The following is a 13,336-nucleotide window of genomic DNA, read 5'->3' as shown; positions in this document are numbered from 1 at the left end:
TTAGCAGGCATTCACTTTGTCTGAATATCATTATGTTATATTATACCACTATGCGTTTTAAATGCACAACAGCTTATCAGCATCCAAGACATATTTTGCCTTTTGTTTGATACTGTCAAATATTGCCCCTATCGCATCGTGACATGAGCGCCCTGGTCTGAAGCCATAGGAGTTAGGCTCATCCTTTGTGAATTTTGCCTCCCATTCTGGCTCAAGCGCTGATTTTACTAGCGCCTGTAGTGCGCGGTCTTCCATTGTGGGTATTCCCAGAGGTCGCTTTTCGTCGCTACCGGGCTTAGGAATCATAACCCGTCTAGTGGGTTTCGATTTCCCGGTAACTCTCAACCGTTTACCCAATTTTACCCGCTGAATTGGGCTAAGGGATTTTACCCCATCAACCCCGGCGGTATTCTTTCCTTGGTTATCTTGGGTAATTCTACGTACCGCGAGACACTTAGCAGACCATGACCTAATCAGGGTCTTTTGAAGTTTGCGAACTGCTTTAACGTCGCCCCTTAAACTCGCTTGGAATATTCTCTTTTGCAACTTGAAAGTTACCCTGTCCAGCTTTCGCCAGTTGATATCTTTCCATTCCACCATCTGATTGTTCAGTGTATTAGACATATATATTGTTACTCGTTTGTATTCCTTTGGAATTATCGGGTATCTGTCAGCATATCTCTACCATTACAGTAGAGCATTCGCTTTTGATACCATCCCGTCCCTAGCGATTATTCGTTTAGCTACTTACTGGATTTCGACCTCTCCAGAAATGGCTAGGGGTTACTTCGTTCCGATTACACATTTGTTTGAGTCTTTAGTGCGATGCTTTCCACCGGGTTTTATGGGCGGTGCTTATAAGTCGGCAGATAATCCGCTTATGCCCTATCCTTGCCTTTTGGCTTGGTGTTTATCAAGTCTTTACCGTTCTCTCTCAGCGGGTTTATTCTTAATTCAGTCTTTTACACCATTGCTGATGACGATGGTTCAAACACATCTTTGCTTTCGCTACACATGGACTCTTGCTCGACGTTTTACCTGGGTTGACTCCCGATAGTTCCGCCTTTTATCTCCGCTTTAACCTATTAGTTGCTACCTAATAAATTAGGGGATATGCTTTCACTCCTGCACTTGGAGGGAAGGACTAACCGCACGGCGGTGCACCTTCAAATGTAATCAGTTATCACCAGTTTAATCAACTGGGCTAACCGTCCCGTAAGCCTTTCAGCTTACTTTAGGTTAAACGAATCGCACTATCCGAATCAGCCTGCAACTCGCTACCACTGGCTCCCCATTGATTCTATCAATCCAAGTACACTTTGACCAAAACAATGCAGGAAAATCGCACTTACTCATTCACAATTTTTAGCTAAAATTTGGGAGGAAAAAAGAGGAGAAACCAGCACAGTTATTACTCGTTACACCTCGTAATTCCTACTTTTTCGGTCACAATCAGTATAAATACTTGTCATATTTTGTAAAGAATTGTTGCTTTTGACGCGATTTTTGGTAATTTAGACCCTTCTGAATCCTCCTCAATCCTCGTAGTTAGTGCGCTAGTCGCATAGCAAGCCATGTCAAATAGACGTTATAGGGGGTAAAAATGAGCACTCTTTGCAAATTAGGGGTTTTTGCTAGACTGCGATGAGAACTGTTGGAAGTTGGAGTTAGCGATCGCACACGACAACAGCCAAGGCAAGAAAGTTTGATGGGGCAGTTTGGACAAGGATAGAACTGTGCTCCTGCCAGTCGCTCTTGAAGTCAGGAGCGAGCCTGTTGGTGTACAGGACAGCCGCCTTTACGAAGGAGCGTTGCCGGGCACGACACAAGCCAGTTGGTGCAGTTCGGCATTGGTGGCGAATGCCCGACGCGATCACGCGCCCGCTATCCTGTTTGCAAGCGAAGCAGCCGGCTGATGTCGATGATGGCGAGGGAATCGTTCGTCCGATAGCCAGCAAGAGCGCGATCGCCTTGACATCTAGGATGCCCCATTCATAAGGGTGCATCGTTTTTCTTTAAAAGTAATAAATAAAGCTTTGTACGGACAAAAACATTGCTTGCTACTAACAAAGAACAGCCATAACCAGTCCCAACAGATCAAGACACGAACAGCACAAAAAAGCAGTAATTTGGCATAAAATTGCAGGCATTTGCAGGATATTTACAGGCATTTGCAGGTAGAGTGCAGCCCCTGCAAATACCTGCTTTCCGCCTGATTTTATACTGCAAACGCCTGACTTTATACTGCACTTGCCTGACTTTAGCTGACCCAACAATTAGCTAATTTTTTAGCGTTTTTAACAAAGACTGAATTGATTTAATAGTCAAGTTCCGGCATCGGAATTGAATTAAAAATCAAGTTGAGCAAGTGTGAGAAAATTGGCAACACAGTAGCCGTTATCTAAATTGAATTAAAAATCAAGTTGAGCAAGTGCGAAAAATTTGGCAGCGTAGCAGCCGTTATGTCAGCCTTGACAGTCGCATAAATTGCTGTTGTCGGACTCGCGATGAAGCAATCGGCTAAACAGTTGTTGTCCGAGCGAGCTTGACAGTGACAGTCGGATAAAAATTTACCGCCTGACTCGGTTTACAGCAGTCGGTCGGTTTACAGCTATCAATAGGGGTTATAATTCTCCACCTTATTCGTACAGGCAGTAATCTCTAGGTGTAAAGAGCGATCGCTAATATATTCCAACAAAAACATAGTTCGCAGTGCCTGTCCCATACCTTACCGCTCTTATTGATGCATTTGGGCTTCCCGCTCGACTCGCTCCGTCGGAACTGATTCCATATCAATCAGGTTTTAACTGCGGGTAAGCAGTATGCTCAATATTCATAGGGAATGGATTATTTTTATATCTGCACGCATTAGTGGTAGTGCCCTGAAGGAAAGGATCGAGTAAGTTACTATTAGAGAGAAGTGTTTACCATAGTGTGATATGACAATAGAGATTCCCCATTGTCCTAATTGTGGCTCAAAAGAAGTTAGTCGGAACGGTCAAACTCGACATGGTAAACAAAACTATAAATGTCGAGAATGTGGCCGTCAATTTGTTTTAAATCCGGCATGGAAACCTATTACAAAAGAACAAAAAGAATTAATGTCACGGATGTTACTTGAACGTATTTCTCAAGCGGGGATTGCTCGGGTACTGCAAGTGTCAGAAGATACAGTGCAGCGATATGTCAATAGCCAAGCGGCTGCTGTTAAGAAGCAAGTAGAGGTGACTCCCAAGGAAAAAAAGCGCTTGAATGTTCAGATGGATGAGTTATGGTCATTCGTTGATAGTAAAGGGAATCAGCAGTGGGTCTGGCTGGCATTGGATGCCGAGACTAGGGAAATTGTTGGTGTACATATTGGAGATCGTAGCGCAGTATCGGCTCAATCTTTATGGAATTCAATACCACCAGTGTACCGTCAATGTGCAGTAATTTATACAGACCATTGGAGTGCTTATGATTCTGTATTGCCAAGCAAACGTCATCAAAGTGTAGATAAAGACAGTGGTTTGACTAGCTATATCGAGCGCTTCAACTGTACTATTCGACAAAGAGTTTCTCGACTGGTAAGAAAGAGCTTAGCCTTCTCTAAAAAATTAGAAAATCATATTGCTGCAATTTGGCGCTTCGTACATCATTACAATGCTAGTTTACAACTCTAAATGCCTACTTTTCTTTGAATTCAGTTTTATTCTCTCGATCCTTTCCTTCAGGGGACTACCGAATCAGAATATGCTGAAAACTTCCCCACAGAAAAGGGCGCACCAGCCAAATCCTTTCGGATGGCATTGGGGGCGTTAATTATCAAAGAAAAGCTGGGAATTAGCTATCGCGAAACCGTCGAACAGATCCGGGAAAACCCCTATCTGCAATACTTTATCGGTCTATCAAGCTACAGTAATGAACTACCATTTGACCCATCACTATTAGTACATTTTCGGCAACGAATTAGTCCCAACCTCATTAATAAAGTGAACGAACGCATGGTTGAAAAAATGCAAGAAATCACGCCAATCAAACCCGAAAAAAAAAGGATTCGGACGCCAAAAATGAGTCACCCAATCGCGGTAAGTTGATCGTAGATGCAACCTGCGCCCCAGCCGATATTAGTTATCCGACGGACTTAGGACTATTAAATAAAGCCCGAGTTCATACAGAAAAAATCCTAGACATCCTGTATAAACAAATCAAAGAAAAAAACCATAAAAAACCAAGAACCTACCGTAACAAGGCCAGAAAAGACTACTTAGCAGTAGCCAAACAAAGACGACCTACCCGCAACAAAAGAAGACAGGCAATTAAAAAACAACTTCAGTACATCAAAAAAAATCTAGCTCATATTGAACAGCTAATCAATTTAGGCGCGACCCTAGAAGCTTTGAATAAAAAGCAATATAAAACCTTGCTATTTCTCACAGAAGTCCTTCGCCAACAACAGTGGTTATTTGACAACAATAAACAGAGTATTGAGGATAGAATAGTAAGTTTAAGTCAACCCCATATTCATCCCATAGTCAGAGGAAAAGCAGGGAAAAGCGTAGAGTTTGGAGCTAAACTATCAGCCAGTCGTTTTGAAGGATATGTGTTTTTAGACCGGATGAGCTGGGATAATTTTAACGACGAATCAGGGGACTTCAAAGCACAAGTAGAAGCTTATTATAGATTCACAGGGTATTATCCAGAGTCCGTTCATGCAGATCGCATTTATCGTACAAGAGAAAACCGAGCATGGTGTAAAGAAAAAGGCATTAGGCTCAGTGGGCCGCCATTAGGAAGACCAAGAGCAAATGTGAGTAAATCAAAAAAGAAGCAAGCGTTAGAAGATGAGAGGATTAGAAATGCAATTGAGGGCAAGTTTGGGGCTTGCTGAAACGAAGATTCGGTCTCAATCGAGTGATGGCAAAACTTGATAATACATCTGGTACAGTTATTGCAATTACTTTTTTGGTCATGAACCTTGCTACCTGGTGGCGTCGGGTTTTTTGTGTGTTTTTATGTCTATTTGGAAAAAGAACACCTGTTTTTGGGTTGAAGATAATCCCCAATTATAAATGGGGGGACTCGCTACAGAAAAAACTTATATTTAACCAAGCTTTCAGATATTGATCGCTCCTGTTCTTAGTTTGCGATCGATTATTCAGCAAACCCTACTTACACGTATTGCTCAGGACTTACGTATTGACAGCAAGACAATCATCTGCATTAGCTCTGGCAACCTCAAAACGATTTAGTCTCAACACCTTTCAATGGCCTGTCTATACACCTGCTACTACCGCTTGCGAGTTATTGAACATGAGCTTCCTGATGTGATTGAATTGGAATGGAACTTCCTGATGTAATTTATAAGAAGAACCAAGAAGGTGAAACCCTGGAGGCCTGACACATCTGTGTAAGCACATCTAAGCCTTCCATATCAATCAGTTGATCTTTGTATGAGGAGAATCGTGAGTGGTTGTTGATAACCAGATTAATTCAGCGGTGTGGGAAACAACAGATGAGTGCCCGCTTTTTGCGGTATCTTTACAGAAACTCTTTGAAAATAAAATTCCTCTCATCCGCATTCGGCAATTTGCAACCTTACAGGAGTGTGATGCATTGGTTGCTCAAGCCAACTTGCTGGGTTTTGACGCCTACAAGGATGTCACTCCGAAGATTGAGCGCATTGGGATTACTGTCTTCGAGTACAACAGCATTGGCAAAGCGGATTACTTCCAAGCAGTAGACCAAGCGGGCAAAAAGCAGCATCACATCACTTGTGCCTCCTTCAATCCCTTGCAGCGTCTGATGGGAATGCTCAAAAATCATACGGGTGCAACAGTGAGAATCGCCTCAGAATCCTTATATGGTAATTATCATGCCGGATTGACTCGGAAAATTGAGCGGGGTACGCAGTTACACATTGATTATGCGCCCTCTGAGCAGCGAGAATGGGAGGTCGGAGCGGTAGTTGCTCAACTCTCCTGGAATTTGTATCTTCAGGTGTCTTCTAGCAATCCTGGTAAAACCTCCATTTACGATCGCCAGTGGCATCCCGACGACGAGAAATATAAACTCGATTCCTATGGATATGACGATGCGGTGGTTGCTGGTGCAAGCAGGATCGGCTTTCAGCCCCAAGTGGGAGAGGTGTTCATCTTTAATACTCGAAACTATCACACCGTTGAGCCAATTGAAGGGCATCGCGTGACGTTTACCTCTGCACTAGGGCTCCTCCCTAATGGTGAGATCATTTTCTGGTCTTGATGTTCCAAGGTTAATTCTGTTAGATATTGCGGAGAAGATCCAATGCCATTAGCGGCTGTTATGATTGCCCCTAACCAGCCAGTTGAATTGCGACAACTGCCCGATCCTGTACTTGAAAAAGGTGGGATTGTTATGCAGACGCTTTACTCTGAGGTTTGCGGCACCGATGTGCATTTACTGCGGGGGCATCTTGGGGGCGTTCCCTATCCAATCATTCCGGGGCATTTCTCCGTTGGTCGCGTAGTTGATCTGGGCGGAAGTGTTCTCGATATTGATGGACAGCCTATCCAACCGGGTTCGATTATCACGTTTCTGGATGTCAACGAAACCTGCAATAACTGCTGGTATTGTCTCGTTGCGAAGGCATCTACTCGGTGTCCGCAGCGTAAAGTCTATGGGGTTACGTACTCAGCAAATGAGGGTTTACTCGGTGGTTGGTCTCAAATAATCTACCTGAAGCCAGGAGTTAAAATTCTGACGCTTCCTGAAGGGGTGACACCGGAACGATTCATTGCTGGTGGATGTGCATTGCCGACTGCGTTACACGCTATCGATCGCGCGAAGATTCAAATTGGCGATGTTGTGGCGGTGCAAGGGTGTGGTCCAGTGGGGTTGAGTATAGCAATCTTAGCTTTGCTATCAGGGGCCGGTCGGGTAATTGCGATCGACAAGTATGAAAGTCGTTTAACAGCGGCTCGATCGTTCGGTGTGGATGATGCGATCGCCATTGACGAGCAAGCACCACGGCAGCACATTGAGCGGGTTTTGGAATTAACCAAGGGTCGTGGCGCAGATGTGACAATCGAAGCGACGGGAGTTCCCGTTGCGTTCAAAGAGGGCATTGAGATGACCAGAGATGGTGGTCGCTATGTCGTGGTGGGGCACTACACCAATACCGGTGAAATCCTGATCAATCCCCATCTGGAAATTAACCTGAAACACATCGAGATTCGAGGGACATGGGGCATTGATTTCAGTCACTTTTACAGAATGCTCCAGTTGCTCAAACGCGATCGCGCTCATCAACAAACAATTGCTTGGGAACAAATCATCAGCCGATTTTATACACTTGAGGAAATTAATCAAGCACTGGCAGACGTAGAGCGGGGATTGGTTTTGAAAGCAGCGATCCAGCCCAATCCGTCTTAATCGAAAAGTTGTTGGCAGGGGAATAAGATATATGCTAGGGGATAGACAAATTGCATTCATTGGCAGCGGCATCATGGGCGAGGCAATGATCGGTGGATTGCTCGCTAAAGAGGTCGTAACAGCCCATCAGATTATCGCGAGCGATCCTCTTGAAAGTCGTCGCTTCTACATCGAAAAAACCTATGGTGTGCGAACCACTAGCAGCAATACCGAAGCCATTCAGGGAGCGGCGATTGTCGTTTTGAGCGTAAAGCCGCAAATATTAGGAGCGCTCATGCCAACGCTTAACCGCCAAATTGACCCTGATGCTTTAGTGATGAGTATTGTGGCTGGAGCGACCATCCAATCTATTAGTCAAGGATTGAGCCATGCACCGATTGTCCGTGTTATGCCGAACACCCCGGCTCAAGTGGGGATGAGCATGACCGTCTGGACGGCATCGCCGGAGGTGACCGATACACAGCGTTCTGATACCCGGAGGATTCTCCAAGCCTTAGGGGAGGAGATGGCTGTGCCGAACGAACAGGAGGTCGATCTGGCAACGGCGCTGAGCGGTGCGGGCCCTGGATTTGTGTTTCTGTTTATTGAAGCGATGATTGATGCGGGGGTTCAAATGGGTTTGAGCCGCACCCAAGCCCAAACCCTGACGTTGCAAACGATTGCGGGCAGTGTAGAATTGATGCGTCAGACCAATGAGCATCCAACGGTGTTACGCAACCGAGTCACGAGTCCCGGAGGAGTCACGGCTGCGGGTCTTTACGAGTTAGAAAAAGGTGGACTGCGGACAACCCTGTGTGATGCAGTTTACGCGGCCTTCGAGTGCACTCAAAAGTTAAGTCATCTGAATGAAAGTTTCTTTCCTCAGCGTCCATCCTCAACTGTAATAGGGGTATAGCCGAGATACGCGCAAAATAGGACATGACGTAAAGTTTTGTAAATACAAGACAAAATGACTTGAAGTAGCAAAGCCTGAAATACTTGGCAGTAAAAGATTTCCGCTTTTTGTGTCTGTACGAAGGCAGAGTATAACCAATACTCTGCCTTCTCAAACTTGGTTGAATAGTCAGCTAATTTAGGATGCTTTTGTGCTTGCAAGCTTCCTCGAAAGGTACGTAGGAACTTATTTGTTACGTTTCTTAATATCATGTCCTATTTTGCAAGTATCTCGGCTGTACCCCTAATATAGTTCAGGGGGCGACAAGCGCCCCTGAACTAAAATTGTCTAACCGCTAAACCCTCAGCCATTTCAACATACTTGGATTCTTGTCATAGCGGTATGTCAAACCGTCCCTAGTAGTGATAGAACCTCCTTTACTTGCCTTACTTCTGATAGTGCTAATGGAATAGTTAGTTAATTCACTTATTTTCTTATGAGAAAGCCCTTGACTTGTGATTGTTCCCGTCAATATTTGTGATTGGCTTTGCAAATCATTATTAGGCGTGCTTGAAATATTTATTATTTTTTGATTTCGATAATCCTGCACAGTCAAAAGTTGCCAACTAGAATCTTGTGAAAGTTCTAGAACCCATTGATGATAATTAAATAAACTTTCTCGATGTCCAACACTAATAAACGTTGTTTTCGTCTCTTGTAATTGTTGGTATAAGTTTCCTTCATTCTTCAAATCTAAGGCACTTGTTGCTTCATCTAATATAGTGAACCTTGGATTAGTCACCAACAGGCGTGCGAAAGCCAGGCGTTGTTGTTCTCCCAAGGACAATATATTCTCCCAAGGAACTTCAGTATCAAAACCTTCAACTCGACTTAGCAAGTTTTGTAGGTTTACTTGTTGCAAAACTTCTTCGAGTTCTGCGTCGGTCAATTGACGATTAGTTTTAGGATAAAGCAACTGTTCACGCAAAGTTCCCAGAATTATATAAGGACGTTGGGGTAAAAATAAGACTTCTTTTAGAGGAGGTCGCACCAAACGACCAGTTCCCGCATTCCATAAGCCAGCGATCGCCCTCAACATAGAACTTTTACCTCGACCACTTGGCCCAACAATCAATAAACCTTCTCCTGGCTGAACAGCTAGTGACAAGTTTTCGACGATTACCTGTTCATAGTTTGGCGTTTGTAAAGTGACGTTCTCAAAAGCAAAATAATTCTCTTCTATTGTTTTAATAGTACCGACGTTCTCAGGTTGTTTTGCCACTGCTTCTAAAGCATCTGAAAAATCAGATAAACGCTGAACATAACTAGAAAATCGCCCAGAAACGCCAAATTCAGCTATTAATTCTTCCAAAGCACCGGCAAACATATAGCAAGCTGTAGTAGCTTGTCCAATTTGTCCGAAATCAATTTCACCTCTAATAAATAAAGGTGCGAGTACTAAGAGCGTGAGAAATTCGATAGTACCCCGATATCCTCTGTTAAAAATTGCCTGATTTCTCTCCCAATTAATCTTTTCTTTAATATTTTTTATGAGAATACTAAATCGGCGTTGAATTATATTCAGCTCTTGTTTTTCTCCTTGAAAAAAGGCTATTGACTCAGCGTGATTGCGGACATGAGTTAGACAATAACTATAATCAGCTTTAGATTCAATTTCTGCTTGATTAATCTTGATTAATTCTTGATTTAAGTAAACAGCAATAAAGTTTCCTATAATTGTATAGATCAGCAGAGCAAGAGCTATCTGTTGGGAAATTGTCCAGACAACTATTAAAAAAGTTATCATTTCTAGTGCTTTTTCTAGTAAAGTAGCTGAAAAACTGAGCGCACTACTGGTTATCGGTTCAATTTCTTGAGATAAACGTTGATCGGGGTTATCAATATCAGCTTTAAAATTGATTTTATAATAAGCACGACCATTCAAATATTTATTTAAAATAAAATTATTAAGCCATTGATACCAATCAATAGAAATTTGCTTCCTAATAAATTTAGTAAAGCCTGTTAAAAGTGTTATCAAGACAAGTCCAACAGCGTAAATTGCTAGAGTATAAGTAAATTTGGAATAATCTTTTTCTTGAATTATGACATCGATTAAATAACGATGAATAAAACTATTATAAGTAGTTGCAGCTACGAGAGCCAATATTAGCAATATTAGGAGAATAAGCATTCCCCAGGCGCGAATTACATCTGAAAAAGCTCTTTCTCCTGGCTTTGTTGGATACCAGTAAGGACCGGCGATAGCTTTTACATCTTTCCAGAATTGAATAAAATCTGAAAAAACATTTGTTGAGGGTTTAGTTTGAACAACTTGAGTTTGCATATTTTAGAGATAAACTGAAATATTTTAGAATTAGATTTAATACTTTTTGGTGTTAAATAATTAGCACTAATTTTTCAACTCATATTACCTTATTCTTGAGTGCGGTTCAAAGCAGCAAGCACTGCATTAGAGATGACAGTTCGCATACCACTTTTTTCTAACTCGTAAAGACCAGCAGCAGTCACTCCCCCAGGACTTGTCACTTTGTTTCGTAAGACTGCTGGATGTTCGTCAGTCTGAAACATAAGTTCTATACTACCAGCAATCGTATGCAATGTTAGTTCTTGGGCTTGTGTCCGAGTTGAACTCATCTGAACCCCAGCATCCATCATCGCTTCAATGTACAAAAATATAAACCCAGTCCCGGCGCTACTCAATGCCGTTGCCATATCAAGGTAATGTTCATTTTGGGTAGCAAATTCCTTGCCTAATGCTTGTAAAATGGCTTGAGTATGCGATCGCTGTATTTCTGTCACACTTGATGATGCGCTCCACACCGTAGTCCCATGACCAACTTGTACTGCAATATTCGGCATTGTACGAACAACAGCAGGATGATTCAACCCTTGGCACAGAGATGAAACACTCGCTCCACTCACAATACTAATTACTAAAGCATCAGATGAAATTTTATCCTTTAGCATAGCCATCACCTCTACCAAAACCTGCGGTTTCACTGCCAATATCACGATGGATGCGCCAAGAACCGCTTCTATATTGCAGGTTGTAGTACGTACTCCATATTCTTTTTCTAAATAAAGGCATCGCGCAGAAACCGGATCGCTGACAATAATTAGCTCAGATTTTTCAACAGTTTTTGTTGATAACAATCTACTAATTATCATTTCGCCCATTGTGCCACCGCCGATAAAGGCAATTTTTAAATCTCCCAACATAAACCCAATACACCTATTTCATCGATAAAAACTAAGATTTTTTAATTTATTTGTTTTCTTTAAAAACCTTTCGTCTAAAAAACTTTTTAAATTTTGCATTCCAAACGAAACTCACAGAAACATTGAGATCATCGAGAGAGTAAACTTGATGCCACCAAAAGGAGGGAAAAAAAAGTATTTCACCTGGTTCTAGGAGACACTCTATATATTTTGCATTGATAAATTTAGGGAATTTATCAATGTCGGGTTGGTCAATATTTAATTGACTCAGGAATGGGATTTTTGAATTTTTAGGGAAAGGATATAGAAAAGAACTTTGTTTTGGTTCAAACAATAAGATTCGCTTTCGACCACGCACTTGACATAACACACTTTCTACTGGATCGTGATGTAATTGGGTAATATTGCCATTAGTACTCATCCAGCAAATAGTATTCAAAGATAAGTACTTATCAATAAATTCTGGAATTTCCATCTCTGGAATACCCATCCAACGAGCGGTATCGAGAGATAAGTTTTTATCAATAATATCTGGAATTGCAATATCTGGAAATAGTTCAGGGAAGGTAGTCTGCATTGGATATTGCTGAAGGTAATAGTATTGGTCATCTTTTTTCTTCTGCACAATCCAATCTGTGAAGTCAGTAAACTTCATTTTTTTGGTAGGGTAAGTTAATCCAACTTCTGGATCGAAGGTAAATATTTTATTGTCAGAAACGCGAGCATTGATTTCTTTGTTAGCTAAAGCACTATTCAAATAATCCAATGACCATAAAGAAAATGCTTTCCATTCAGCTACTATCCCAGTAAAGATGACAGGATGTTTATAAGAGAGCGCTATGGAATGAAAAATAAATAAGGTGACTAATAGAGCAATAGTTTACCTTGGATCAAGGCTTCTGGGGTTGAATTGTGCAAGTTATTTATTTTTCATTCCTATGTGTTTAAAGTCCTCTGGCGTAGGTTTATGAATACGTTCAATTTGACCAACTGAAGTTTGATTAAATTTATTTTCTACAGTGATATTCATAGATACTCCTCAGCTTTATTGGTAATGAAAGTATTTAAAGATGGCTCTCCCGTACTTAGTGTGATAAATTTTGCTAATCAATTTGCCGATTGGCTTGAACACAGCGAAACTCAAGGGTCTAAAACTAATAAGTTAGATTTTGTACCTCTACGAAAGGTATAACGCTTGTATGACAGGCTTTCCAAAGCATTCATTACATTTTATTATCACTTCAAGTACGGAAGAGCCGCCTTCTTTGACAGCATTGGGAACGTCTGTTGCTTCAATAGTTATATCAGCATCGTATCCGTTTGTCAATTCCAAAGCCCGCTCAATGTGTTGTTGTGGAGCGTCAGCTTTAATTGCAAGGGTTTCGTCTACATCGAATGATTTTGCAACTGCTAATCGGCTCTCAAATTTATCAATGACAATTACTTTGCCCGCACCTGAGAGCAAAGCGAGAATTGCCACACTCAAACCCACAGGCCCGCAACCCTGTACCACAACAACATCACCAATTTGAATCTGCGCTCGATCGATAGCGTGTAGTGCAGTTGGTAAAGCACATCCCCCAGCAATAAATTATTTTGGTGAAACTTCTTCGGGTAATGTAAGAACTTTAACCCCTGGTTTGAGGTAAATGAATTCAGACCAACCACCCAGTAACCCATCTTTGGCTGAGTAAGTGACACCATAAACTTTGCGTTGGGGACAGCGAGTGGATGCTTTGGCTACTAGACAATAAGCTGTTGTGCATTTAAAACGCATAGTGGTATAATATAACATAATGATATTCAGACAAAGTGAATGCCTGCTAA

At 42.0% G+C, this 13,336-nt stretch carries 10 protein-coding genes and 3 pseudogenes; 6 read left to right on the top strand and 7 right to left on the bottom strand.

Annotated features, from left to right (window positions below; genetic code table 11):
• Window positions 1-63 precede the first annotated feature (63 nt).
• Window positions 64-624: pseudogene (locus QUA56_RS34905) on the bottom strand (reverse transcriptase N-terminal domain-containing protein); the annotation flags it as partial.
• 1,094 nt (window positions 625-1,718) lie between these two features.
• Between QUA56_RS34905 and QUA56_RS34900 the strand changes: the two are divergent.
• Window positions 1,719-1,916 (top strand): hypothetical protein, encoded by a 198-nt coding sequence (locus QUA56_RS34900; protein ID WP_333368116.1) that lies wholly within the window; start codon window positions 1,719-1,721, stop codon window positions 1,914-1,916.
• Between the two features lie 701 nt (window positions 1,917-2,617).
• On the opposite strand, the pseudogene QUA56_RS37035 reads toward QUA56_RS34900, so the two are convergent.
• Window positions 2,618-2,725, bottom strand: a pseudogene (locus QUA56_RS37035) (Tn3 family transposase); the annotation flags it as partial.
• Window positions 2,726-2,939: 214 nt separating this feature from the next.
• On the opposite strand from QUA56_RS37035, the gene QUA56_RS34895 reads away from it, so the two are divergent.
• The 5 genes and pseudogenes from QUA56_RS34895 (at window position 2,940) to proC (QUA56_RS34875) (ending at window position 8,287) form a co-directional block, all read left to right on the top strand.
• On the top strand, window positions 2,940-3,662 hold the full coding sequence (locus tag QUA56_RS34895; RefSeq protein WP_333237073.1) for an IS1 family transposase: 723 nt from the start codon (window positions 2,940-2,942) through the stop codon (window positions 3,660-3,662).
• 60 nt (window positions 3,663-3,722) lie between these two features.
• Window positions 3,723-5,106, top strand: a pseudogene (locus QUA56_RS34890) (IS5 family transposase); the annotation flags it as partial.
• Between the two features lie 342 nt (window positions 5,107-5,448).
• Complete coding sequence (locus tag QUA56_RS34885) at window positions 5,449-6,243, top strand: 2OG-Fe(II)-dependent halogenase WelO5 family protein (protein ID WP_333368113.1); 795 nt, start codon at window positions 5,449-5,451, stop codon at window positions 6,241-6,243.
• 42 nt (window positions 6,244-6,285) lie between these two features.
• Window positions 6,286-7,392 (top strand): zinc-binding dehydrogenase, encoded by a 1,107-nt coding sequence (locus QUA56_RS34880; RefSeq protein WP_333368111.1) that lies wholly within the window; start codon window positions 6,286-6,288, stop codon window positions 7,390-7,392.
• Window positions 7,393-7,423: 31 nt separating this feature from the next.
• Window positions 7,424-8,287 (top strand): pyrroline-5-carboxylate reductase, encoded by an 864-nt coding sequence (proC, locus tag QUA56_RS34875; protein ID WP_333368108.1) that lies wholly within the window; start codon window positions 7,424-7,426, stop codon window positions 8,285-8,287.
• 334 nt (window positions 8,288-8,621) lie between these two features.
• Here proC (QUA56_RS34875) and QUA56_RS34870 read toward each other — a convergent pair whose 3' ends face one another.
• The 5 genes from QUA56_RS34870 to QUA56_RS34850 all read right to left on the bottom strand — a co-directional run.
• Window positions 8,622-10,613, bottom strand: a complete 1,992-nt coding sequence (locus QUA56_RS34870) for an ATP-binding cassette domain-containing protein (protein WP_333368105.1) — start codon at window positions 10,611-10,613, stop codon at window positions 8,622-8,624.
• 89 nt (window positions 10,614-10,702) lie between these two features.
• Window positions 10,703-11,509 carry a pyrroline-5-carboxylate reductase gene (proC, locus tag QUA56_RS34865; protein ID WP_333368102.1) on the bottom strand — a complete coding sequence of 269 codons (807 nt, stop codon included), beginning with the start codon at window positions 11,507-11,509 and terminating at the stop codon, window positions 10,703-10,705.
• Window positions 11,510-11,555: 46 nt separating this feature from the next.
• Window positions 11,556-12,350 (bottom strand): cupin-like domain-containing protein, encoded by a 795-nt coding sequence (locus QUA56_RS34860; protein ID WP_333368119.1) that lies wholly within the window; start codon window positions 12,348-12,350, stop codon window positions 11,556-11,558.
• 336 nt (window positions 12,351-12,686) lie between these two features.
• The gene (locus QUA56_RS34855; protein WP_333368099.1) at window positions 12,687-13,022 is read right to left on the bottom strand and encodes a zinc-binding dehydrogenase; all 336 of its coding nucleotides are present in this window, start codon (window positions 13,020-13,022) and stop codon (window positions 12,687-12,689) included.
• Window positions 13,023-13,100: 78 nt separating this feature from the next.
• A partial coding sequence (locus QUA56_RS34850; RefSeq protein ID WP_333368096.1) for a hypothetical protein occupies window positions 13,101-13,336 on the bottom strand: 236 nt, incomplete at its 5' end.

Source organism: Microcoleus sp. N3A4, from assembly GCF_036701805.1.
In the GTDB taxonomy this organism is placed as follows: domain Bacteria; phylum Cyanobacteriota; class Cyanobacteriia; order Cyanobacteriales; family Microcoleaceae; genus Microcoleus.
This window is presented reverse-complemented; position numbering and strand designations above follow the sequence as displayed.